The 22,357-nt window shown below is 66.3% G+C and carries 26 protein-coding genes; 18 read left to right on the forward strand and 8 right to left on the reverse strand.

The window, feature by feature from the left end:
* Window positions 1-17 precede the first annotated feature (17 nt).
* From zwf to ASC89_RS14425, 5 genes are all read left to right on the forward strand, one after another.
* Window positions 18-1,499: a glucose-6-phosphate dehydrogenase gene (gene zwf / locus ASC89_RS14405; protein WP_055877791.1), complete on the forward strand. Its 1,482-nt coding sequence runs from the start codon at window positions 18-20 to the stop codon at window positions 1,497-1,499.
* Window positions 1,496-2,194: a 6-phosphogluconolactonase gene (gene pgl / locus ASC89_RS14410; protein WP_055877774.1), complete on the forward strand. Its 699-nt coding sequence runs from the start codon at window positions 1,496-1,498 to the stop codon at window positions 2,192-2,194. The genes zwf and pgl overlap by 4 nt, the downstream gene beginning before the upstream one ends.
* A 34-nt stretch (window positions 2,195-2,228) precedes the next feature.
* On the forward strand, window positions 2,229-4,043 hold the full coding sequence (gene edd, locus ASC89_RS14415) for a phosphogluconate dehydratase (RefSeq protein WP_055877771.1): 1,815 nt from the start codon (window positions 2,229-2,231) through the stop codon (window positions 4,041-4,043).
* Window positions 4,044-4,241: 198 nt separating this feature from the next.
* Window positions 4,242-5,144 carry an endonuclease/exonuclease/phosphatase family protein gene (locus ASC89_RS14420; RefSeq protein WP_055998876.1) on the forward strand — a complete coding sequence of 301 codons (903 nt, stop codon included), beginning with the start codon at window positions 4,242-4,244 and terminating at the stop codon, window positions 5,142-5,144.
* A 181-nt stretch (window positions 5,145-5,325) separates the two neighbouring features.
* A complete protein-coding gene (locus ASC89_RS14425) occupies window positions 5,326-6,234 on the forward strand; it encodes a transporter (RefSeq protein ID WP_156384626.1) in 909 nt (302 codons plus the stop codon).
* 3 nt (window positions 6,235-6,237) lie between these two features.
* On the opposite strand, the gene ASC89_RS14430 is transcribed toward ASC89_RS14425, so the two are convergent.
* Window positions 6,238-6,720 carry a helix-turn-helix domain-containing protein gene (locus ASC89_RS14430; protein WP_200940449.1) on the reverse strand — a complete coding sequence of 161 codons (483 nt, stop codon included), beginning with the start codon at window positions 6,718-6,720 and terminating at the stop codon, window positions 6,238-6,240.
* A gap of 127 nt (window positions 6,721-6,847) precedes the next feature.
* On the opposite strand from ASC89_RS14430, the gene ASC89_RS14435 reads away from it, so the two are divergent.
* Both ASC89_RS14435 and ASC89_RS14440 read left to right on the forward strand, forming a co-directional pair.
* Complete coding sequence (locus ASC89_RS14435; protein ID WP_055998883.1) at window positions 6,848-7,390, forward strand: dihydrofolate reductase family protein; 543 nt, start codon at window positions 6,848-6,850, stop codon at window positions 7,388-7,390.
* A 129-nt stretch (window positions 7,391-7,519) separates the two neighbouring features.
* On the forward strand, window positions 7,520-8,365 hold the full coding sequence (locus ASC89_RS14440; RefSeq protein ID WP_320410474.1) for an MBL fold metallo-hydrolase: 846 nt from the start codon (window positions 7,520-7,522) through the stop codon (window positions 8,363-8,365).
* 248 nt (window positions 8,366-8,613) lie between these two features.
* On the opposite strand, the gene ASC89_RS14445 is transcribed toward ASC89_RS14440, so the two are convergent.
* Window positions 8,614-9,057 carry a hypothetical protein gene (locus ASC89_RS14445; RefSeq protein WP_055998885.1) on the reverse strand — a complete coding sequence of 148 codons (444 nt, stop codon included), beginning with the start codon at window positions 9,055-9,057 and terminating at the stop codon, window positions 8,614-8,616.
* Complete coding sequence (locus ASC89_RS14450) at window positions 9,054-9,800, reverse strand: phosphotransferase enzyme family protein (protein ID WP_055999034.1); 747 nt, start codon at window positions 9,798-9,800, stop codon at window positions 9,054-9,056. The genes ASC89_RS14445 and ASC89_RS14450 overlap by 4 nt, the downstream gene beginning before the upstream one ends.
* Window positions 9,801-10,008: 208 nt before the next feature.
* Here ASC89_RS14450 and ASC89_RS14455 point away from each other — a divergent pair, with 208 nt between their 5' ends.
* Both ASC89_RS14455 and fabA read left to right on the forward strand, forming a co-directional pair.
* Window positions 10,009-10,581 carry a TetR/AcrR family transcriptional regulator gene (locus ASC89_RS14455; protein ID WP_055998887.1) on the forward strand — a complete coding sequence of 191 codons (573 nt, stop codon included), beginning with the start codon at window positions 10,009-10,011 and terminating at the stop codon, window positions 10,579-10,581.
* A 16-nt stretch (window positions 10,582-10,597) separates the two neighbouring features.
* Entirely contained in the window at window positions 10,598-11,134 is a 537-nt protein-coding gene (gene fabA, locus ASC89_RS14460; RefSeq protein ID WP_055998889.1) for a bifunctional 3-hydroxydecanoyl-ACP dehydratase/trans-2-decenoyl-ACP isomerase, read from the forward strand.
* 219 nt (window positions 11,135-11,353) lie between these two features.
* Here the strand turns inward: fabA and ASC89_RS14465 are convergent, their stop codons facing one another.
* Window positions 11,354-11,812, reverse strand: a complete 459-nt coding sequence (locus tag ASC89_RS14465) for a MarR family winged helix-turn-helix transcriptional regulator (RefSeq protein ID WP_055998891.1) — start codon at window positions 11,810-11,812, stop codon at window positions 11,354-11,356.
* Window positions 11,813-11,973: 161 nt separating this feature from the next.
* Here ASC89_RS14465 and ASC89_RS14470 point away from each other — a divergent pair, with 161 nt between their 5' ends.
* The gene (locus ASC89_RS14470; protein WP_055877745.1) at window positions 11,974-12,807 is read left to right on the forward strand and encodes an alpha/beta hydrolase; all 834 of its coding nucleotides are present in this window, start codon (window positions 11,974-11,976) and stop codon (window positions 12,805-12,807) included.
* Window positions 12,808-12,967: 160 nt separating this feature from the next.
* Window positions 12,968-13,555 (forward strand): hypothetical protein, encoded by a 588-nt coding sequence (locus ASC89_RS14475; RefSeq protein WP_055998893.1) that lies wholly within the window; start codon window positions 12,968-12,970, stop codon window positions 13,553-13,555.
* Window positions 13,556-13,578: 23 nt separating this feature from the next.
* Here the strand turns inward: ASC89_RS14475 and ASC89_RS14480 are convergent, their stop codons facing one another.
* On the reverse strand, window positions 13,579-14,493 hold the full coding sequence (locus tag ASC89_RS14480) for a LysR family transcriptional regulator (RefSeq protein WP_055998895.1): 915 nt from the start codon (window positions 14,491-14,493) through the stop codon (window positions 13,579-13,581).
* A 95-nt stretch (window positions 14,494-14,588) separates the two neighbouring features.
* Here ASC89_RS14480 and ASC89_RS14485 point away from each other — a divergent pair, with 95 nt between their 5' ends.
* The 3 genes from ASC89_RS14485 to ASC89_RS14495 are packed head-to-tail and all read left to right on the forward strand — an operon-like array spanning window position 14,589 to window position 17,041.
* Complete coding sequence (locus ASC89_RS14485) at window positions 14,589-14,993, forward strand: cupin domain-containing protein (RefSeq protein ID WP_055998898.1); 405 nt, start codon at window positions 14,589-14,591, stop codon at window positions 14,991-14,993.
* A 32-nt stretch (window positions 14,994-15,025) separates the two neighbouring features.
* Window positions 15,026-16,042 carry a zinc-dependent alcohol dehydrogenase family protein gene (locus tag ASC89_RS14490; protein WP_055877085.1) on the forward strand — a complete coding sequence of 339 codons (1,017 nt, stop codon included), beginning with the start codon at window positions 15,026-15,028 and terminating at the stop codon, window positions 16,040-16,042.
* 21 nt (window positions 16,043-16,063) lie between these two features.
* Complete coding sequence (locus tag ASC89_RS14495) at window positions 16,064-17,041, forward strand: aldo/keto reductase (protein ID WP_055998899.1); 978 nt, start codon at window positions 16,064-16,066, stop codon at window positions 17,039-17,041.
* 31 nt (window positions 17,042-17,072) lie between these two features.
* Here ASC89_RS14495 and ASC89_RS14500 read toward each other — a convergent pair whose 3' ends face one another.
* A complete protein-coding gene (locus tag ASC89_RS14500) occupies window positions 17,073-17,558 on the reverse strand; it encodes an Lrp/AsnC family transcriptional regulator (RefSeq protein ID WP_055998901.1) in 486 nt (161 codons plus the stop codon).
* Between the two features lie 91 nt (window positions 17,559-17,649).
* On the opposite strand from ASC89_RS14500, the gene ASC89_RS14505 reads away from it, so the two are divergent.
* Window positions 17,650-18,630 carry a DMT family transporter gene (locus ASC89_RS14505; protein WP_055998906.1) on the forward strand — a complete coding sequence of 327 codons (981 nt, stop codon included), beginning with the start codon at window positions 17,650-17,652 and terminating at the stop codon, window positions 18,628-18,630.
* A 25-nt stretch (window positions 18,631-18,655) separates the two neighbouring features.
* Here ASC89_RS14505 and ASC89_RS14510 read toward each other — a convergent pair whose 3' ends face one another.
* Window positions 18,656-19,138, reverse strand: a complete 483-nt coding sequence (locus ASC89_RS14510; RefSeq protein WP_055998908.1) for a RidA family protein — start codon at window positions 19,136-19,138, stop codon at window positions 18,656-18,658.
* Between the two features lie 190 nt (window positions 19,139-19,328).
* On the opposite strand from ASC89_RS14510, the gene ASC89_RS14515 reads away from it, so the two are divergent.
* The 3 genes from ASC89_RS14515 to ASC89_RS14525 are packed head-to-tail and all read left to right on the forward strand — an operon-like array spanning window position 19,329 to window position 20,728.
* The gene (locus ASC89_RS14515; protein WP_055998910.1) at window positions 19,329-20,006 is read left to right on the forward strand and encodes a TetR/AcrR family transcriptional regulator; all 678 of its coding nucleotides are present in this window, start codon (window positions 19,329-19,331) and stop codon (window positions 20,004-20,006) included.
* Window positions 20,007-20,051: 45 nt separating this feature from the next.
* A complete protein-coding gene (locus tag ASC89_RS14520) occupies window positions 20,052-20,348 on the forward strand; it encodes an autorepressor SdpR family transcription factor (RefSeq protein ID WP_055877103.1) in 297 nt (98 codons plus the stop codon).
* Complete coding sequence (locus ASC89_RS14525; protein ID WP_055998912.1) at window positions 20,345-20,728, forward strand: hypothetical protein; 384 nt, start codon at window positions 20,345-20,347, stop codon at window positions 20,726-20,728. Before ASC89_RS14520 ends, ASC89_RS14525 begins: the two co-directional genes overlap by 4 nt.
* Window positions 20,729-20,791: 63 nt before the next feature.
* Here ASC89_RS14525 and ASC89_RS14530 read toward each other — a convergent pair whose 3' ends face one another.
* Window positions 20,792-22,348, reverse strand: a complete 1,557-nt coding sequence (locus ASC89_RS14530; protein WP_055877108.1) for a hypothetical protein — start codon at window positions 22,346-22,348, stop codon at window positions 20,792-20,794.
* Window positions 22,349-22,357: the final 9 nt, after the last annotated feature.

A 22,357-nucleotide genomic window follows, 5' to 3' on the forward strand; every position in this document is an offset into this window, starting at 1 on the left:
ATAGGAGCTTGAAGAGCGTGTCCAGCCGTATCATCCCGGTCCAGCCCTTCGATTACGTGGTGTTCGGCGCCACCGGCGATCTCACCAAGCGCAAGCTCATTCCGGCGCTCTACCATCGCTTCAAGGATGGGCAGTTCGACGAGCACAGCCGCATCATCGGCGTGTCGCGCACCAAGCTGACCGATGCCGAGTTCCAGAAGCTCGCCCGCGAGTCGATCGAAACCTTTGTCGAAAAGTCCTACCAGGACAAAAAGACCATCGACCGTTTCATCGGCACCTTCTCCTACGTCCCTAACGACGTCACCGACGAGGCGCATTGGGGCGATCTATCGAAGAACCTGCGCGAGGATCCCAAGGTGGTCCGCGCCTTCTACCTCGCCATTGCGCCCGACCTGTTCGGGCCGACCTGCGAGTACATCCTCAAGAAGGGCTATTACCGGCGCGATGCCCGCGTGGTGATCGAAAAGCCGCTCGGCCACGACCTCGCCTCCTCGATCGAGATCAACGACGAAGTGTCCAAGATCTTCAAGGAAGATCAGGTCTACCGCATCGACCACTACCTCGGCAAAGAGACGGTGCAGAACCTCCTCGCGCTGCGCTTTGCCAACATCCTGTTCGAGCCGATCTGGAACTCCGCCCATATCGACCACGTGCAGATCACCGTCGCCGAGTCCGTCGGCGCCGGCACCCGTGGCTACTACGACGAATCCGGCGCGCTGCGCGATATGGTGCAGAACCACATCATCCAGCTGCTCTGCCTCGTCGCCATGGAGCCGCCGGCTTCCGACGCCGCCAACGCGCTGCGCGACGAAAAGCTCAAGGTGCTGCGCTCGCTGAAGCCGATCACCGGCGCCGATGTCGGCCGCGTCACGGTGCGCGGCCAGTATCGCGGTGGCAGCGTCGATGGCACCGCCGTCGCCAGCTACCAGGACGAACTGCCCGAGGAGAAGAAGGGCTCGCGCACCGAGACCTTCGTCGCCATCAAGGCCGAGATCGAGAACTGGCGCTGGTCGGGCGTGCCGTTCTACATCCGCACCGGCAAGCGGCTGGTGTCGCGCGCCTCGGAAATCGTCATCCAGTTCCGCAACATCCCGCACTCGATGTTCGACCATGCCCAGGGGGCGCCCAAGCCCAACCGGCTGGTCATCCGCATCCAGCCCGATGAAGGCGTGAAGCTGTTCCTGATGATCAAGGATCCGGGCCCAGGAGGTATGCGTCTCAGAGAAGTGCCGCTGAACCTCAGCTTCGCCGAAACCTTCGCCGAGCGTACGCCGGAAGCCTATGAGCGCCTGCTGCTCGACGTCATCCGCGGCCAGCAGACCCTGTTCATGCGCCGCGACGAGCTCGAGGCCGCCTGGGAGTGGGTCGATCCGATCCGCAATGGCTGGGATCTCGCCAATGACGCGCCGCAGACCTACACGGCCGGCACCTGGGGCCCGACCGGCGCCATCGCGCTGATCGAGCGCGACGGCCGCACCTGGCACGAGGACGGGCATTGAACGCGACCCGGCGCAGCTTCGGCACCAAGGAAGACCTGGCGCTCGCGCTCGCCGAGACCGTAGCCGAACATTTGAACGATGGCATCGCCGCCCGCGGGCAGGCGGTGCTCGCCGTTTCCGGCGGCTCGACCCCGGCACGGTTCTTCGCCGTGCTGGGCCGCCGCAAGGATATCGACTGGGAAAAGGTCACCGTCACCCTGGTCGATGAGCGCTGGGTGGACGAGACCAACGACCGCTCCAATGCGCTCCTGGTCAACGAGAAGCTGCTGCAAGGCCCGGCCGCCTCGGCGCATTTCGTGCCGCTCTATTCGGGCGGCGACGAGCCGACCGACGCTGCCATCGCTCGCACCAATATCGCGGTCAACGCCCTGCCGACGCCATTCGACGTGGTGATCCTCGGCATGGGCAATGACGGCCACACCGCATCGTTCTTTCCCGGCGGCGACAACCTCGCCGCGGCGCTGACCGGCGAGGGGCCGGCCCTCGCCATCCGGGCGCCGGGGGCAGGGGAGCCCCGGGTGACGCTGGTCCTCAGGCGCCTTCTCGACGCCTCGGGGCTCTATCTGCATATCGAGGGGGAGGAGAAGCTGGCGACGCTCGAAAGGGCTGCGTCGGAAGGTCCCGTTGAGGACATGCCGATCAGGTCTATTCTGCGTCAAAGCCAGACACCGCTGACTATCTTCTGGAGCCCCTGAGAGAGTGTTCAGGCGCTCCCCCAAGGAGCATGAAATGTCCGTCGTCAAGATCGTCCAGGAAGTCACCGACCGCATCGCGGCGCGGAGCGCCGGTTCACGTCGCGAATATCTCGATCGCATCGAAGGCGCGCGGGTAGCGGGCGTGCATCGCGCCGCGCTTGCCTGCGGTAACCTGGCGCATGGCTTTGCCGCCTGCTCTCCGTCCGACAAGGCCAAGCTCGCCGGCTCCAAGGCGCTGAACCTCGGCATCGTCACCTCGTACAACGATATGCTGAGCGCCCATCAGCCCTACGAGACCTATCCCGAGATCATCAAGGATGCGGCCCGCCAGATCGGCGCCACGGCGCAGGTGGCGGGTGGCGTGCCGGCCATGTGCGACGGCGTCACCCAGGGCCAGCCGGGGATGGACCTTTCGCTGTTCAGTCGCGACGTCATCGCCATGGCCACGGCCATCGCGCTCAGCCACAACATGTTCGATGCCGCCGTCTATCTCGGCATCTGCGACAAGATCGTCCCCGGCCTGATGATCGGCGCGCTGACCTTCGGGCACCTGCCCGCCGTGTTCGTCCCCGCCGGCCCGATGCCCACCGGCATCTCCAACGACGAAAAGGCCAAGGTCCGCCAGCTCTATGCCGAGGGCAAGGTCGGCCGTGCCGAACTGCTGGAGTCGGAGGCCAAGTCCTACCACTCGCCCGGCACCTGCACCTTCTACGGCACGGCCAACTCCAACCAGATGCTGATGGAGATCATGGGCCTGCATCTGCCGGGCGCCAGCTTCGTCAACCCCAACACGCCGTTGCGCGAAGCGCTGACCCGCGAGGCGGCAAAGCGCGCCCTGTCGCTCACCGCCGAGGGCAATGACTACACCCCGATCGGCCACATCGTCGACGAGAAGGCCATCGTGAACGGGCTGGTCGGGCTGCTGGCGACCGGTGGTTCCACCAACCACACCATGCACCTCGTCGCCATCGCTGCCGCGGCCGGCCTCAAGGTCACCTGGGAAGATATGTCGGATTTGTCCGGCGGCGTGCCGCTGCTGGCTCGCGTCTATCCAAACGGCATTGCCGACGTGAACCATTTCCACGCCGCCGGCGGCATGGGCTTCATGATCCGCGAGCTGCTCGAAGCCGGGTACCTCCACGAAGACGTCAAGACCGTCTGGGGCGCCGGCCTCTCCGGCTACACCGTCGAAGCCAAGCTCATGGAAGATAAGCTCAGCTTTACGCCCTCGCCGGCCGTCTCCGGCAACCCCAAAGTGCTGGCGCCGGTGAAGGACGCCTTCTCGGCCAATGGCGGCCTCAAGGTGCTGTCGGGCAATCTCGGCAAGTCGGTGATCAAGGTCTCCGCGGTGAAGCCCGAGAACCGCGTCGTCGAAGCCCGAGCCCGGGTGTTTCACACCCAGGAAGGGATGCTCGCCGCCTTCAAGGCCGGTGAACTCACCGGCGACGTCATCGCCGTGGTCCGCTTCCAGGGCCCGAAATCGGTCGGCATGCCCGAGCTGCACAAGCTCACCCCGCAGCTCGGCATCCTGCAGGATCGCGGCCACAAGGTCGCGCTGGTCACCGATGGCCGCATGTCCGGTGCCTCGGGCAAGATCCCGGCTGCCATCCACATGACCCCGGAAGCCAGCGACGGCGGCGCCATCGCCAAGATCCGCGACGGCGACCTGATCCGGCTCGACGCCAACGAGGGCACGCTGACCTTCATCGGCGACGAGAAGGAATTCTTCTCCCGCACCCCGGCGACCGAGGATCTTCGCCGCGAGCACTACGGCATGGGCCGCGAACTCTTCGCCGGCTTCCGCGCCCTGGTCGGCACCGCCGACCGCGGCGCGAGTGTGTTCGGCTAGCAAGCCACAGTCCTCTCAGTGATCCTCCCCCGCGTGGCGGGGGAGGGGGACCGCCGCAGGCGGTGGAGGGGGCGGCTCCAAACACCAGCGCTTCTCGGCCGCACAGGCCACCCCGATGCTGACGCAATCGACGTCTTATCTGCAGCCGCGCACGGGGACACGCGCGGGGGGAGATGGGCTGTGGGTTGGAAGGCGGCCATGCCAGCGCTGCGGATACTCGCTGCGCTGGCCTTGCTGGCGCTCCTCGGTATCTCGCTGGTGCCGGCGTTCGGTCCCTGGCCCGGAGACATGATCGCGCCATTTCGACTGCAGCTCGCGGTCGCGGCCCTTGTCGGTTTGAGCGCAGCAGCGGCGCTCAAAGACCTGCGATTGGTCGGCTTGGCCGGAATCGTCGTGGCGGCGACTGTCGTGCCGATCGCCACGCGGCTGATCGATCGCTCGGTCCTGCCCGAGACTGCGCCGGGTCGGCCCCTCAGCCTCGTCGTCGCCAACGTGCTTTGCGACAACACCCAGTATGACCGCGTCGTCGCGCTGGTGCGCGAACAGCAGAGCGATATCTTCGCCGCCGTCGAGACGACGCCGGAATGGGTGGCGTCGCTGGACGAGCTGAAGGATCAGTATCCCCACAGCTTCGCGCCAACGACGCTCGGCGTCTTTGGCGTGGCCCTCTACGCCAAACGCCCGTTCTCGGCGACGCTCCTCTACGCTGGCCGCCGGCAATTGCCGCTGCTGCGGGCCGATTTCGGCGATATGGTGGTCTATGTCGCGCACCCGATGCCGCCTGCCAACGCGCGGCTCACCGCCGACAATCGCGACTACATCGAGGCCTTAGCGGCAGCGGTCGGCGCCGAGACGCATCCGGTGATCATCGCCGGCGACCTGAACACCACGCTCTGGTCGAACAACATCGAGCCGTTGCTTCGCCAGCCCATGCAATGGCCGGCTAACTCGGGGCTCGCCTACTCCTGGCCGACGGCGAGGCCATGGATGGCCATCCAGATCGACCAGGTGCTGACGAGGGGAATGACCGCCGGCAGTTACCGGACGCTCGGCGATGTGGGATCAGATCACTATCCGGTTCGGGTCGATCTGGTGATCTGATACGGAGTCGGGCCCATAACCGGGTTGTGGATACTGTGCCACGCTTGCTGCCGATGTGATCGGCAGCGCCCAGAAAATTCTTGTTCCTATTTTAAGGCGCGTGCACTGTTGCAAGAGGGGGCCGGTGCTGATTTGCCCGGCTGTGACGGTTGCCCTGGCAACTGATCGACAGGAGGGAAGCGTGCTTGCAAGAATTGCCATTGCCGCGTTGGCGTCGGCTTCGATGGTCTCGGGCGCGCTCGCCTGGGATGGGGCGAGGGCCTATCACCTGCGTCCGGGCGGGGCGAGCGACATCAGCCTGGCGCTGAACCTGCTCCATGTCGAGAACACCCTCCTCGGACTCGGGGACACCACGCTGGATGTGGGGGTGCTGACCCCGACCTATCGCAAGACCTTCGACATCATGGGCGATGTCGGCTTCGTGCTGATCGGACTGCCGGTCGGCGGCATGACGTTCGACTCGTTGGCCCCCACCGTCGACACTGGTATTGCCCAGGGCGATCTGGTGCTCGGCGCGGGTGTGGGACTGGTGGGGATGCCGGCCCTCGCCCCCATGGACTACGCCATGCACAAGCCGGGCTTCCAGGCCATGGTCGAGGGTAAGCTGTTCCTGCCCACCGGCGATTATGATGCCAACCGGATGGTGAACCTGGGACAAAATCGCTGGACGTTCCAGGCCAGCCTTCCCATCAGCTATGCGCTGGGCGACAATATGATCGATCCGGAGCTGACCACCTTCGAAATCCGGCCAGTAGTGGTGATCTTCGGCGACAACGAGGATCCCTTCGTTGGTACCGGCGCCAACGTGATAAGCCAGGCCCCGATCTTCGGCCTCGAAGGCCATATCACCCGCAATTTCGGCAACAGCATCTGGGCCGCTGTCGATGCCTACTACGAGACCGGCGGCGAGACCTCGTGGGATGGTGTCGCGAAGGGCGACGGGGTGGAGACGCTGGCGCTCGGCGCCACCCTCGGCCTGGTGCTCAGCCCGAATGTCGCGACCCGCATGACCTATCGCCACACTGTCTATTCCAGTGACCCGGACCTCTCGGGGCACGCCCTCGAGATCACCGCTGCCTATCTGTTCTGACGCCTACTCGGAGGCGGCCGCGTAGGCCGCCTCCATCTTGGCGAAAGCCGACACGGCCGGCTGCGGCGCGCCCAGGTGGATGTGCCGCAACTCGTCCATGAACTCTTCCCAGAGCTGCGGGCCGCCATCCTCGAGCACCTGTGCGCCGGTCGCGAGGTCCGCTGCGGGCAGGGTGTGGCGCAGCCCCCAACTGCCCATCACCGCCATCAGCGGCACCAGTTCGATCGCCTTCTCGGTCAGCGAATAGACCACGCGCTGCTTGTGGCTGGGGTCCCGGCTGCGGGTCAGCAGCCCATTGGCGGTGAGCCGCTTCAGCCGGTCGGTGAGGATGTTGGAGGCGATCCCCTCGATGCTCTCCGTCAGGTAGGAGCGGAAGCTGCGCGGCCGGCCACCGAACATCGAGTCGCGCAGGATGATCAGGCTCCAGCGATCGCCAAAAGTTTCGAGCGTATTGTTGATCGGGCACCCTGCGCGTCGGTAGCTCATCGAAATCCGTCCGCAAAAACTGGTTGCAAAATAGAGGTGGTTTCCAGCCGAGCCCGACTGTTAGCACAGGGACCGGCGCAAATGAACGCGACCCCTTCGGATCGCCGCCGCTCGACAGGAGCCACGCATGGCCAAGCTCATATTTGGAATGATGCAGTCCCTCGATGGCTATGTCGCCGGCGCCGAGGGCCAGCCCGGCCTGCCGATGCCCGACGACGCGCTCCACCTCCATTTCAGCTCCCAGCTCAGCGGCTTCTCCGGCAGCCTCCTCGGCCGGCGCATGTACGAGATCATGCGCTACTGGGACGAGGAGGAAGCTGAAGAGGGCGAGGCCGGTCTCGCCTTCGCCACAGCCTGGCGGGCGAAGCCGAAATGGGTCGTCTCACGCACCCTGAAATCGGTCGGGCCGAACGCGACGCTGCTGAGCGGCGATCTCGAAGCGTCCATCAAGGCGCTGAAGGCCGAGCAGGAGGGCGTTATCGACGTCGCCGGCCCGGAGCTGGCGGGAGGCTTGAGCGCGCTTGGCCTCATCGATGAATACCAGCTCTACCTCCGGCCCTTTGTGCTTGGCCGCGGCAAGCCATTCTTCCACGGCCCCCGGCCGCCGCTCCGCCTCCAATCCAGCGAACAGATCGGCGATACGATGCGGCTCGTCTACGTCCCCGCCTGAACGGCAGGCAGACCTGGCAGGACGGAGAACTGCAATGCGGAACAGAGCCGCGATGAAGGCCGCCGTAGCCGGATCGGCGGTCGCCGAAGCGGCCGTTGGGCAAACCCTGCGCAAGGGAGCGCGAGCGCTATGCTGAGCTGGCAGGTCGGGCGGGTGAAGATCACTCGCATTGTCGAAATGGATCTGCCGATCCCGGCCTCGTTCATGGCCGGCGCTACACCCGAGGCGCTGCGCCGGCTGCCCTGGCTTTATCCGCACTTCGTCAGCGCTGACGACAGCACCCTCAACCTCAGCGTGCATGCGCTGCTGGTCGAGGCGCCCGGGCTGCGGCTGGTGGTCGATACCTGCGTCGGCAACGATCGGCCGCGCGAGTTCACCGGCGGCGAGGCCCTGTCGACACCGTTCCTCGCGCAACTGAGCGAGGCGGGCTGGTCGCGCGACGGCGTCGATGCGGTGGTCTGCACCCATCTCGATGTCGACCATATTGGCTGGAACACCATGCTCGAAGCGGGCAGGTGGGTGCCGACCTTCCCGCGGGCGCGTTACCTGATCGGCCGGCAGGAATATGAGTTCTGGAAGGGCGTCGACGAAGCCGAGCAGGTGGCGGCGATGGCGGACAGCATCAAGCCGATCTTCGATGCCGGCCTCGTCCAACTGGTCGAACAGGATCACGTGCTCTCACCCGAAGTCCGGCTCACCCCGTCGAACGGCCACACCCCGGGCCATGTCAGTGTGTTGATCGAGTCCGACGGCGCACGAGCGGTGATCACCGGCGACATGACCCACCATCCCTGCCAGATGGCGCACCCCGACTGGACGCTCGCCGACATCGACTCCAAGCTCGCGATCGACACCCGTTCGCGGCTCTTCGCCGAATGGGCCGACCAGCCGATCCTGGTCATCGGCACCCACTTCGCCGCCCCAACGGCCGGACACATCCACCGCGACGGCGACGCGTTCCGGTTCGAGGTTTAGGTCCCTTCACTATTGAGCTGAGGCGCCAGCTGAGTGATCGCAGGTGAGCGTGGCTCTCAGTGCTCGAAATGACCCACTGCAAGTACCCCACCCTCGGTGTCATCCCAGCGAAAGCTGGGACCCAACTCGCCGCAGCGCAGGTGGATGAATGGGTCCCAGCTTTCGCTGGGATGACAGCCGGTGGCTGCGGTAGTTCAGTGCCACTTGCAGCCAATGACCAAACGCTTTCGCGCCGCATCAGGCAAGCTTCACTGGTCTTTCGGCCTGTAATCGAGCGTCGGCCAATCGCTGCTGGCAAGCCACTGCAGCAAGTGCTCCCGGAACGGCAGCGCGGCAACCACGGCGCCCGTCCGCCACCACCAGACCACATCGGCCGCCTGCTCTCCGGCAATCGACGGATAGACATAGAGGCAACCGAGGTATTCGCCGGCCCGGCTTTCGATCACCCAGGCGAAACTGCGCCGGGCCTCGAACTCCCGTTGATGCCAGGCGAGATCGATCAGGTTCTTCTCTTTGGTCAGGCCATCCGGCCAGCTCGATCCCGGGTTCGCGGCCTTGATGTCGGCCGCGCTCTGCATCACGGCATTGAAGTCCCGCTCCAGATCGCTGACCGACAGAGCCCGCAGCGTGACCTCGCCGAGGACATGCACGGCCGGGATCGAGCGGTCCTTGAACGCGGGGTGCGGCCTCATCCGGTCACCCCGGCGACCGGTCGAACCTCGGCCAGCCGCCTGACCGAATAGTCATCCTTCCAGCACACCGCCGCTTCCCAGGCTGCCGAGGCCTGGGCGACGATGTCCTGCGCCTCGGCCTCGAAGCCGGCGGCGTTATGAGGCAGGTCGAGATCGAGATCGGCGATGTCGACATGTGCTTCGTCCCAATCGATCAGCGCCACCCGGTCGCCGGTCATTCTCACGTTGCCGGGGTTGGGATCGCCATGCACCGCGCTCATTGGCCGCCCGGCAAGCCGCGCCCAGGCGGCCCGGCAGCGAGCCACCGCCTCGGCCGGCATCGCATTGAGATTGATCCGCGTTCCGGTGTCCGCCACCAGCAGGTCGGTCGAGGAGCGCCAGCCCGGGCGTTGCGGCCAGCCCGCTGTCAGACGATGCAGCTCGCGCAGCGTTTCGGCCACCCGGCGCCAGTCGCCCGCCGATTGCGGCGGCCCGCCCTCCATGTACTTCATCACCACCAGGCCATCCGCGAACAGGCGTCCATCCGTGGTCGGGATCGGCGCCGGTACGACGAGGCCGTTGCGCTCGAGATGCTGCAGCAACTCGGCCTCCCAGGCGAGGTCGGCGTCACCCCGCTTGCCGAGCCGCGCCACCGCCAGTTCTCCGCCGATCCGCACGCTCCAGATGTCGTTGGCGACGCCCCCCTTGAGCCGTTCGACCCGCACCGCATCATTTCCCCACAGCCCGAGCGCTTCCCAACCCACCTGCAACATCCCTCGATATGCAAAGACCGGCCGCTTGTGCGGCCCCGGCCCCGAACAACGCCGATCAGGCACCTGCCGATGACGGGTGCGAAGTCGGCGTGCCGCCAATCACTCTTGAGGCCATGCGCCGGTCAACCCCCATTCCGCAGCTTGACACTTCCGCTGCAATGCTGAATTGAATTCAATTCAAGATTGGGAGCGCCCGTGAATGACCAACACCCGCCAAAACCTCATCGCCGCTGCCCAGGCCGAGCTCATCGCCGGGCACGGCCACCTCGAGATGCAGGCGGTCGCCAGGCGGGCCAAGGTCTCGGTCGGGCTCGCTTACCACCACTTCGGCTCGAAGAGCGGGCTGATCGCGGCGGTGGTGGAAGCATTCTACGCCGAGCTGAATGCCGCGGCTTTCGACAATGCCGAGTTTCCCATCGGCAACTGGGCCGAGCGTGAAAAGGCGCGCATCGGTGCCTACGTGGCGTTCCACTACGCCCACCCGTTTGCGCCCCTGGTGATCGGCGCGCTGAGCCGGTCGCCTGAGGTGCTCGATGTCGAGACAGCTTTCACCAACCAGACCCTCACGGGCGGCGAAGCCATGATCCGGGCGGCGCAGCACGATGGCATCGTTCGGCCGGACCTCGACCCCGCGTTGACCATCGCCTTGATGAGCGGCGGCATCCGGCAGGCGATGCTCGGCGCCCTGACGCGGGAGGATCGGCCCACCCCAGACGCGCTCACCGAAGCGATCTGGAGCTTCATGGCCGCGGCGCTGCGCCCGGCCAGCTGACCGCGAGAGATCCATCATGCCGACGCCGCTCGACTTTCACCGCCCGCAGCCCGCCTACGACCGCAGCGAACTGCTCCGCTCGTCCGCCGGCGGCTATTTCGGTCCCGGCAATGCCCAATTGCCGGCGCCGCCGATGCTGATGATGGACCGCATCACCGCCATCAGCCACGATGGTGGCGCCTACGGCAAAGGTCACGTCATTGGTGAGCTGGCGATCACCCCCGAGCTCTGGTTCTTCGCCTGCCACTTTCCCGGTGATCCGGTGATGCCCGGGTGCCTCGGGCTCGACGCCATGTGGCAGATCATCGGTTTCTGGCTGGGCTGGTCGGGGCTGCCGGGCAAGGGCCGAGCGGTCGGTGTCGGCGAGATGAAGTTCCGCGGCCAGATCACCCCTGAGACGCGCCTCGTCCGTTACGAGGTCAGCATCCGCCAGGTTCGGCGCGGAAGGCTGCCGATCGGTGTCGCCGATGGCAGCGTCTATGCCGACGAGTCTTGCGTCTATGTCGCGAGGGACATGCGCGTCACCCTGATCGGCGGCACCACGTCCGAATAGCCACGGCGGCGGTTCTGGTCCCCGGCATTGTCTCGCTGCCGTCTCAGAGGCAGGGTAGGCGGACAGGCGCCAACCAGCCCTTAGGTCCCCTCCCCGCAAGGGGGCGACAGCCTCGATGCCAGTGTCTTGGTCTCCCTCCCTTACGGGGAGGGGTGGGGCACACGCACCGGCACACGTTGATTCCATCGTCGTCAGCCACACCTGACGAGCCCGCGAACCCTAAGTCGCCTCGAGCTTCGCCCGCACGCTGTCGCGCATCCTGGCCATGCGCTGCTGCATCTCCATCACCCCGTCGATATCCTCACCGCTGGCCAGCGCCAGTTCCACCGCGGCCATTTGGCCGTCGGCCTTGAGGGCGAGCCCGGCCTCGGTGATCTCGATATCGAGCACGCGCTCGTCGTCCCTGTTGCGGGTGCGCTTCACCAGTCCCGCCGCCTCGAGCTTCTTGAGCAGTGGCGTCAGCGTGTTCGATTCCAGCATCACCAGGTCGGTGAGTGCCTTCATCGTGATCTTGCCGTTTTCCCACAGCACCATCATCACCACGAATTGCGGGTAAGTGAGGCCGAGCTTGTCCAGCATCGGCCGGTAGAACCGGCTGAAGGCGTGGCTCAGCGAATAGGCTGAGAAGCACAGCAGCAGATCGAGCTTCAACTGCTCGGCGATCGCTTTCTTGTCCATCGGATGTCTCCAGTCGTGCCTTCTATATAGAGCGTATGCGATCTAATCGCAAGCGATCAATGCATGGCAGCCATGCAGGATCATGCGTTGTCCGAAATTCAATCGCGTGCGATTTAATCGTCATCGCAATGACGCGACCGACTTTCAAACGGGAGATTGAAATGACCGCGAACCTCGAAACCTCAGCAGCCTTTGCCGCCGCCAATGCCGCAAAGAGCAAGACTGCCCTGTTCATCACCGGCGCCTGGATGCACACCTCGAGCTGGGACAAGCTGCGCTCGGTGTTCGAAGCCGCCGGCTACAAGACCCTGGCTCCGGCCTGGCCCTACCTCGAAGGCAACCCGGCCGAGCTTCGCGCCCACCCCGACAAGCGGCTGGGCGGCCTGACCTTCAAGAAGATCGTCGATCACTATGCGTCGATCATCGACGGCCTCGACGAACAGCCGGTCATCATCGGCCACTCGATGGGCGGCCTCATCACCCAGCTGCTGCTCGATCGCGGCTACGGCATCGCCGGTATCGCCATGGATCCCGGTCCGATTGCCGGTGCGTTGCCCGGCCCGGTCTCGCTGCTCGCCGCCCTGCCGCCGATCTTCGCCGGCCCAGGCAATAGCCAGACGATTACCCGCGAGGGCTTTGCCAAGAACTTCGCCAACACTCTGACTGCCGCCGACCAGCAGATCGCCTATGACGATTACGTCGTGCCCACCCCGACCAACATCTTCTACCAGGCCGCCGGCATGTTCGGCACCGCGGTGAAGGTGAAGGCGCGGAAGCAACCTCTGCTGGTGATCTCGGCCGAACACGACCGCACCGTCACTCCATATCTCGCCAAGGCGATCTTCAACATCCAGAAGAAGTCCCCGGCCCGCACCGATTTCCACCAGTTCGCCGATCGCTCGCACTTCCTCGCCGGCGAGAAGGGCTGGGAAGAAGTCGCCCACTACGCCCTCGACTGGGCCAACGAAGTCACCGCGGCTCCGTCTATCCACTGAGTGTTCGGTGGCTCCCTTATCCTCCCCCGCCACGCGGGGGAGGATCACCGACAGAGCGGCACTCGCCACACCTCGCCCATTCCCCCAAGCCGGGGAATCTCGTACCCATCGAACTACGCCCCACGGACGAGGTATCGCCCTGGGGGCAGGGGAGGGGAAGTTGATCCGCCGGACCACCCGTATTGCAGCTGCCGCCCTGGCGCTTGCCGCTCTCGCGGCCTGTTCCTCGATTCCCCTCGGCACTGCCGCCAAGCTTCGCGGCCTCGACTACCTCAACGACGATGTCGCGAACCTGCTGCTGGCCTTCGACCTGCCCCCCTCGCTCGAGCCGGTGCAGGGCGCCTCCACCATCGGCTTCGACATCACCACGCCATCGAGTGGCGAGCGCCACATCAAGGCGACGCTGGTCGCGGCCGATGCCGGTGATCTCGCCGGCACGCTCCCGCCACCCACCGGCGAGCGCAACTACTACCTGTTCGGCTTCTCCGACCCCGACAAGCAGGCGATCCGCGAAGCCCAGGCCTGGGCCAAAACCCTGCCCGCCGGCAACAATGCGCTGTCCATCTCGCTGAGCCCAAAACTCTGCCGCACCGAGCCGATCGATCCGGCCAAAACCACCATCTCCGCCCTCATCGCGCTGCCTGGTGTCCCCGGTCTCGCCCCGCTGCTCAGCAACCAGCCGCTCTCGAGTGTCCTCGCCAGCGCCCCGATCAAGGATGTCCCGCCTTGTACCGGCCATTCGGGGTAGAGCGTTACTGCGCGTGAAGCAGTTCAGCCGGGCGTTTCAGACATCTGGCCTCGATAGCGCAGCGCCTCGACGAAGGCGGTGAAGGCCGGCGAAGGCTGGCGGCGGTTGGGGTAATACAGATGAAAGCCCTGCCAGAGCGGTGACCAGTCGGCCAGCACCTCGACCAGCTCGCCACTCTCGATGTACCTGCGCGCCATGAACTCCGGCACGTTGCCGAGCCCATGCCCGTCGAGCGCCGCGTCCAGCACTGGCAGGATGGAGTTGAAGATCAACTGTCCTTCCACCCGCACGTTGAGCTCGCGGCCGTCCTTCCTGAACTCCCAGGCATAGAGGCTGCCGGCACTGGTCAGCCTGAGGTTGATGCACTGGTGCCTGGTGAGCTCGTGCGGCGTCAATGGTGGCGGGCGCCGCTCGAAATATTCAGGCGTCGCCACCACGCTGAACCGCCAGTCCGGACCGATCCGCACCGCGATCATGTCCTTGGACAGCGCCTCGCCCAGTCGCACCCCGGCATCGAGCCGCTGCTCGACGATATCGACAAAGCCGTTCTGGATTGCCAGTTCCACCGTGATGTCGGGGTACTGCCGAAGGAAGGTCCTCAGCATCGGTCGGAACACCGACGCCACCACCGAGTCGCCGCACGAGACCCGGATGGTGCCGGCCGGCCGGTCGCGCAGCTCGCTGAGCGCCGCGATCTCCGCTTCGATCTGTTCGAAATGCGGCCCGACCGAGTTTACCAGCCGCTGCCCCGCCTCGGTCGGCGACACACTGCGCGTCGTCCGCGACAACAGCCGCAGACCCAGCCGCGCTTCCAGCCCCTTCACCGAATGGCTGAGCGCCGACGGCGTCACTCCCAGTTTCGCCGCCGCCCGGGTAAAGCTCTGCTCCCGCGCCACGGCGAGAAAGGCCTGAATGTCATCGATTGGGCTGCGCGCCATTGCTGAGCCGTGCTCACAACTTCATGGAGATTATTCATCCTAATCGACGGTCGGGCCGCTGGCTACATTGGCCCGTCAGCAAGGAGTGCACTGCCATGGAGATCTATCGCGCCGGCAGCCGGCCCTCGGGCAAGGGACCGACCGACTGGTTCACCGGAACGGTCCGGATCGATCCGCTGTTCAATCCGGCCGCGCCCGATCGCGTACAGGGCGCCAGCGTCACCTTCGAGCCCGGCGCCCGCACCAACTGGCACACCCATCCGCTCGGCCAGACCCTGGTGGTCACGCACGGCGCCGGTCGGGTGCAGCGCTGGGGCGGCCCGGTCGAAGACATCCGCCCCGGCGATGTCGTCTGTTTCGCCCCCGGCGAGAAGCATTGGCATGGTGCCGCCCCGCAAACCGCCATGACCCATCTCGCCACCCAGGAGGTGGCGAACGGCAAAGTCGTCGACTGGCTCGAGCCCGTCACCGAAGCCCAGTACGCGGCGACGACGCGGTAGCCCTGGCCCCCGATTTCCGAAGGACCCCGATCATGCTCGCCACCATCCTCCACGCTCCGGGCGATGTCCGCGTTGAACAGCGCGACGAACCGAAAATCCTCAAACCCACCGATGCGATCATCCGCCTCTCGGCCACCTGCATCTGTGGCTCCGACCTCTGGCCGTTCCGCGGCGCCAACGAGGTTACTTCGCCCATGGCCATGGGCCATGAATATTGCGGCGTGGTGGTCGAGGTCGGCAGCGAGGTGAGGACCGTGCGGCCGGGCCAGTTCGTCGTCGGCTCGTTCGTCCTCTCCGACAATACCTGCCCGCACTGCCGGCATGGCTTCCAGTCCTCCTGCGAACAGCGCGAGTTCATGACCGGCGGCCAGGCCGAGTTGGCGCGCGTGCCGCTCGCCGATGGTACGCTGATCGCCACTGCCGAGATGCCCCCCGACGACCTGATCCCGAGCCTCCTCGCCGCCTCCGACGTGCTCGGCACCGGCTGGTATGCGGCTGATGCCGCCCGCGTGCAGGCCGGCTCGACCGTGGTCGTCGTCGGCGATGGGGCGGTAGGGCTGATGGGGGTGCTGGCGGCAAAACAACTCGGCGCCGACCGCATCATCGCCATGAGCCGACACAGGTCGCGGCAGGATCTGGCGCTCGACTACGGCGCCACCGATATCGTCGCCGAGCGCGGCGAAGCCGGCGTGGCGCGGGTCCGCGAGCTCACCCAGCGCATTGGCGCCGACGCCGTACTGGAATGCGTCGGCACGCAGCAATCGATGCAGACGGCCATCGACTGCGCCCGCCCGGGCTCGATGATCGGTTATGTCGGCGTCCCGCACGGCGTGACCTTCGACGGCCAGTCGCTGTTCTTCGCGCAGCGCGGCATGATTGGCGGACCGGCCCCGGTGCGCCGCTTCCTGCCGCAGCTGATGGAGCTGATCCTCACCCGCAGGATCAACCCCGGAAGAGTGTTCGACCTTGAACTACCGCTCCGCGATGCCGCTCAGGGCTATCGCGCCATGGACGAGCGCCGCGCCATCAAGACGCTGCTCCGTCCGTAACCTCATTCGAAGGAGATCAAGATGCAGAAGCGCAAACTCGGGCAGGGGCTTGAAGTCTCGGCCATCGGCCTCGGCTGCATGGGGATGAGCCAGTCCTATGCCCCGTTCCCGGAGAAATCCGCCTCGATCGCGCTGATCCGCGCGGCCGTCGATCGCGGCCTCACTTTCTTCGACACCGCCGAGGTCTACGGCCCCTTCGACAACGAGGAGATCGTCGGCGAGGCGCTGGCGCCGGTGCGCGACCAAGTGGTGATCGCCACCAAGTTCGGCTTCCAGTACCAGGACGGCAAGTCGACCGGCGTCAACAGCCGGCCCGACCACATCCGCAGCGCGCTGGAGGGCTCGCTGAAGCGGCTGCGCCTCGACCGCATCGATCTCTACTACCAGCACCGCGTCGACCCGAACGTGCCGATCGAGGATGTCGCCGGCACCGTCCGCGACCTCATCGCCGAGGGCAAGGTCAGGCATTTCGGCATGTCCGAAGCGGGGCTCGAGACCATCCGCCGCGCCCATGCGGTGCAGCCGGTCACGGCGCTGCAGAATGAATACTCGCTGTGGTTCCAGCGCCCACCGGTGCTCGACCTGCTCGAGGAACTCGATATCGGCCTCGTCGCCTATAGCCCGCTCGGCAAAGGCTTCCTCGCCGGCAAGATCACTGAGGCCACGACCTTCGAAGCCCACGACATCCGTAACACCATCCCGCGCTTCACCCCCGAGGCCCGGGCCGCCAACCAGGCCATGGTCGATCTCATGGCGCGCATCGGGGTTGGGCTCGGCGCCACGCCGGCGCAGGTGGCGCTCGCCTGGCTGCTGGCCCAGCGCCCCTGGATCGTCCCGATCCCCGGCACCACCAAGCTGCCGCGGCTGGAGGAGAACATCGCTGCCGCATCGCTCGAGCTGCCGCCGGCGACGCTCGCCGAGATCGACGCTGCCGCTGCTGCCATCGAAGTGCATGGCGCCCGCTATAACGAGCAGCAGGAGCGCGCCACCGGGCTCTGACCGTTCCCGCCGCCTTTCGTCGGGGACCGGACTACGGAACGATGATCTCCGCCCCGGTCTTCACCCGATCCAGCGCCACCAGGGTGCGAAAGCTCGCCACCGCCTCGTTCTGTGCGAACAGCCGCCGCGTCGTCGCCTCGTAGCTCACCATGTCGGGCACGACGATGATCAGGACGAAACTGGTGCCGCCGGTGACGTAGTAGCACTGCTGCACTTCCGGCGCGTCGCGGAACAACGTCTTCGCCGTATCCACCGTCTGCAGCCGCTCGTTGCCGAGGTGCACTTCGACGATCGCCGTGATTCCCATTGCCACAGCGCCTGTATCGAGCACTGCGACGTTCTTCTCGATCACCCCCGCCGCTTCCATCGCCGCGATCCGGCGCTGCACCGCCGCCGCGGAGAGGTTCACCGCCTCGGCAATGCTGCGCTGCGGGGTCTTGTTGTCGCGCTGGATGATCCTCAGGATGGCGCGATCGAAACTGTCGAGCTTGCGGGCCGGAACTTTGGCTTGGGTCATGGGTGAGTTTTTGTTGCATTTGGGGGCGCAATCAAGAGCGCAACGCTCGGCTGCCTGATGATATCCCTCGCGCAATTCTTGCGAGGCCAGTATGAGCACCACCACCGCAGCACCGTCGGGCGCCTACCGGACCTCTCTCGGCCTCGCCTTCGGCGTCGGCGCCGGGGCGCTGTGGGGTCTGGTGTTCCTCGCTCCGGAACTGGTGCGCGGCTTCAGTCCGCTCGAGCTCGCTGCCGGGCGCTACCTCGCCTATGGCGTCATTTCCGCCCTGCTGATCCTGCCGCGCTGGCGCGCGCTCCGCCAAGTCCTCACCCACCGCGACTGGCTCTCGCTGTTCTGGCTCTCGCTGGCCGGCAACACGCTCTACTACATTCTCGTCGCCTCAGCGGTACAGCTCGGCAGCGTCGCCATGGCCTCGCTGGTCGTCGGCTTCCTGCCGGTCACCGTCACCCTTATCGGCAGCCGCGATCGCGGTGCCGTGCCGCTGCGTGCGCTGCTGCCTTCGCTGCTGCTCTGCGCGGCTGGTGCCCTCGCCATTGGCTGGCAGGCTATCGGCGCGACCACCGCCGGTACCGAGCTGCTTGGCCTCATCTGCGCCTTCGGGGCGCTCGCCTCGTGGACCGCCTACGCGGTCGGCAACAGCCGCTGCCTCGCCCGGCTGCCGCATCTGTCGGCGCATGACTGGAGTCTCCTCACCGGGGTCGTCACCGGCGCCCAGGCCTTGCTGCTGGTGCCCCTCATCGCCCTGATCCAACCGCAGCACGCGCCGACCGAGTGGCTGCACTTCGCCGGCGTTTCCATCGGCGTCGCCATCCTGGCGTCGATCTGCGGCAACGCGTTGTGGAACCGGATGAGCCGGCTGCTGCCGCTCACCCTGGTTGGGCAGATGATCGTGTTCGAGACGGTGTTCGCGCTGCTCTACGGCTTTCTGTGGGAGCAGCGCTGGCCGCAGCCGCTGGAACTGCTCGCCGGTGCCTTCGTCCTCGCCGGCGTGATATCGTGTCTCCGGGCGCATCGCGGTCACGGCGCCCCGGCCACGCACGCAGACGCCGAGCAGCGGGCGACAGGCTGAGACCCGCCGCCCTCTGCTTGTCGTCCTACTTCAGCACAACGATGGCTTCGACCTCGAACAGCATCGGATCGATCGCCAGCTTGGGCACCGGCACCAGGGTCTGCGCCGGCAGCGTCTCGCCGAACATCGCCTTGACGGTCTCGGTCAGCACGCCGAGCTTCGACATGTCGTGGTCGACCACGAAGATCGTCAGCTTGGCCACCTGGTCCGGCGTCGCCCCGATCCCCTCCAGCGCCGCACCAAGATTGACATAGGCCTGCTTCACCTGCGCGGCGAAGTCTGGGGACAGACCGCCGGTGCTGTCCTGCCCGCCCTGTCCCGAGATATAGGCGATCCTCGCGCCCGCCGGCACGATCACCGCCGTGCTGTAGCCGTTCGGGGTGGGGTCGAACAGGTTCGGTGGATTGACGATGCTGAGCCTGGTTTCGTCCGCCATCGTTGCGGTGGATGCGCCTGCGGTCATGATGAATAGCCCTCCGATAAGCAGCTGGGTGAGTGTGCGTGACATGGTGTTTCTCGTAGCTCCGCGGACCCGCGACAGGGTCGCGGCCGACAGGGGTTGAGCGTTGATCGATTTCGCCGTACGTCTGACTCGTACAGTGTACGAGTGTTTGACATCGTACGATGTACGAGTCAATCGGGCAGGGTCGACATTTGTCGTCGGGCTCGCCTAGATCGACGCCGACAGCGAGGACCACATGCCAGCCAAACCCAGTGGCGCCCCACAGAGGCGCTCCCGCAACACCGGCGCAGCGACCGCCTCGGGCGGCCCGCCGCTCTCGCTGGAGCGCATCATCGCCACGGCCGTGGAGTTGCTTGATACCCAGGGGGTTGATGGCCTGTCGATGCGCCGGCTGGCCGATCGGCTTGGCGCCGGCGCTATGAGCCTCTATTGGCATGTGGGGAACAAGGAGGAGGTGTTCGACCTCGCGTTAGACGCCGTCCTCGCCTACCACCCGCCTGAAGCTGAAGCCCATGGCTGGCGCGCCAATGTCGTCCACATGCTCGAGGATTGGCGCGCCGCCATGCTGCGCCATCCCTGGTCGGCCGCGCTGTTGCCGCGCCGCGCCCTCGGGCCGAGCATGCTGGGGCGCCTCGAACTGCTGAGCCAGACCCTGTCGCGCGCCGGCGTTGCCGATGCCGACCTGAACGTCGCGATCTGGTCGGTGTGGAACTACGTGATGGGCGCCACCATCACCCGCGGCAGCTTCGACCGCTCCCCCGATGACCTCGCTGCGGCGCAACGCCGTCTCACCGAGCTCGGCGAGCGCTACCCCAGCATCGACCGCTCCCGCCTGCTGCTCGACAGCGATTGGGACGGCGCCTTCAAGAAAGGCCTCGACCTGTTGCTCGATGGGCTGACCCCGAAGCGGTGAGGGGCCGACTTGACTTCAATTCGATGATTAGCTAATCATCGAATCATGAGTTTGGTGTTCAAAGCCCTTGCCGATCCGACCCGCCGCCGCGTGCTGCAACTGCTGCAAGCGGGGCCGATGAGTGCGGGTGAGCTCAGCAGACATTTCGACGTCTCCAAGCCCACCATGTCGGCGCATTTCGCCGTGCTGAAGGACGCCGACCTGGTGCATGCCGAAAAGGCTGGCAAGTCCATTATCTATCACCTGAAACTATCGGTGCTCGAAGAGGCGCTGCTGGGTTTTGCGCATTCGTTCGGCATCGGGACCGAGGCAACGCCGACAAAGCTGGAGACCGTGCGATGAAGAAGGAAATCCTCGTAGCCCTCGCCTGGGCAACCGCCATCGTAATCGTGGCGCTGGCCGCACGGTTCGCGCGCGAGCACGGCTACATCGATCCGGAAACGACGAAGCGGGTCGTCGCGATGAACGGGCTGGTGATTGCCTATTACGGCAACCGGGCGCCCAAGGCGATCGCGCCCAGCGCACTGGCGCGGCAAGTCGCCAGGTTCTCCGGCTGGGTGCTGGCGCTGAGCGGTCTCGTCTACGCCGGCTTCTGGGCCTTTGCCCCGCTCCCCCTGGCCATGACCATCGGAACCGGCGGCCTCGCCGCCGGCGTGATCATGGTGATTGGCTACTGCATCGGCCTCAGGACCAAGCTCGGAAACGACGGCCGCGCCGCCTGAGGGGTCCGTTCTGACTGGATGCCAACCTTGCACCGGCGGCGCCGGTGCCCGAAGTGAGCTGCCTTAGAACCCGCCACCCGTCTTGAAGCCGCCGCTGGTGCGGTTGCCGCTGGAGCCGGTACGGGGGCGCGAGAAGCCGCCGCCACCACCACTGGAACCGCCGCCGCCAAAGCCGCCACCGCCGCTGCCGGGGAGCCGCCCCCAACCGCCGCCAAAACCGCCGTCGCGACGGCCGCCCGAAGCGCCGCCGCCGAAGCTCGAATCCGGCCAGCTGAAGCCGCCGCCCGAATTGCCGCCCCACGGCGAGTCCTGCCGCTGCTGTTGCGGCTGCACCCCGCCGGTCCAGTTCTGGCTGCGCCGCCACTGGCCCCAATAGTCGGCCGCGGTGATGCCGCCACGCAGAAAATCGTTGAGCAAATCGCCGACCAGCTTGTCCTCGCGGAAGGTCGAGCGCGGGTTATCGAAATTCTGCTTCTTGAACTCGTACTGGATATCCTCGAGCTCGCGCCGCCGCGCTGCCAGCGTCTTCAGCCGGGCTTTCTGCTCGCGGCTGTCGCCGTCTTCCTCGATGGCCCGCTGGCGGGATTCGTCGATCTGCTTGACGATGGTGTCGTCCTGCCCGGTCTCGGTGGCCCGCGCTTCGGCGAGCAGCGTCTGGATGTCCTCGCGGCCCAGCGCTTCGGCCAGCCCGCTCACCGCCGCGCTGAACGCCGGGTCGCTCCCCTGCGCCAGTTCGCGCTGCGCCCGGGCGCGCTCGTCGCGCTTGTCCTCGGCCCCGACCATCTCCTGGTCGATCGCCGCGATCCGCGCCTCGGCCTTCTCCAGCAGCTCGCGCGTCGGCCGCCCACCGGCCGCGTCCACCGCCGCCTTTTCGAGCTTGGTCACTTCTTCCTGCGCCGCCATCGCGATCTGCTCCTGGCGGTCGGCATGCTCACGCAGCCTGAGCGGGATCTCGTTCAGCATGGCGAAATTCGCCCGCGCCTCGGGGAAGCCGACCAGCCCGGCGATCAGGCCGTCGAAATACTGGATCAGGTTGTTCTCGCGGTAGTTCTTGGTCCCGAAGCCGCGCTCCCACAGATACATGAACAGCTGGTCGTCGCGGTAGGGCTTGCCCTTCTGCTCGCGGTCCGCCTCGGCCTGCTGGGTCTTGCGCAGGCTCTCTTCGGCGATGTGCGCCAACTGCTCGGCGGCCTTGCGCCTTTCCGCATATTCAGGGTTCTTCACCGCTTCCACGGCTACCCGGTCGGCCAGCGCCTTCAGCTCGGCCTGCGCCTTGTCGACTGCTGCCGCCTGCTCGGTCCGTTCCTTGGCGAGCGCCGCGATCTGCTTGTCGAGCCCCTTGAGTTCGCCTTCCGCCGCGCTGAGCTCCGCGCCGTGCCGGCTCAGCATCTCGCGTGCCTTTACCTCGGCCTGGCTCAACCGGCCGGCCAGCGCCGCCTGCGAGGCCGGGTCGAGCCGTACTTCGGCCAGCTGCCGCAGCAGCTCGCTCTCGGTTTCCTTGAACTTGGTGACGAGTTCAGCCGAGCGCGCCAGGCGCTTGGCGATCTCGTCCTCCTCGCGGCGGATGTCGCGCAGCGCCTCGTCGAGGGAGCGCAGGGCCTCGGGTCCGGAAAGGCTCATGACAGAACC

The sequence above is a fragment of the Devosia sp. Root413D1 genome (assembly GCF_001425235.1).
GTDB lineage: Bacteria > Pseudomonadota > Alphaproteobacteria > Rhizobiales > Devosiaceae > Devosia_A.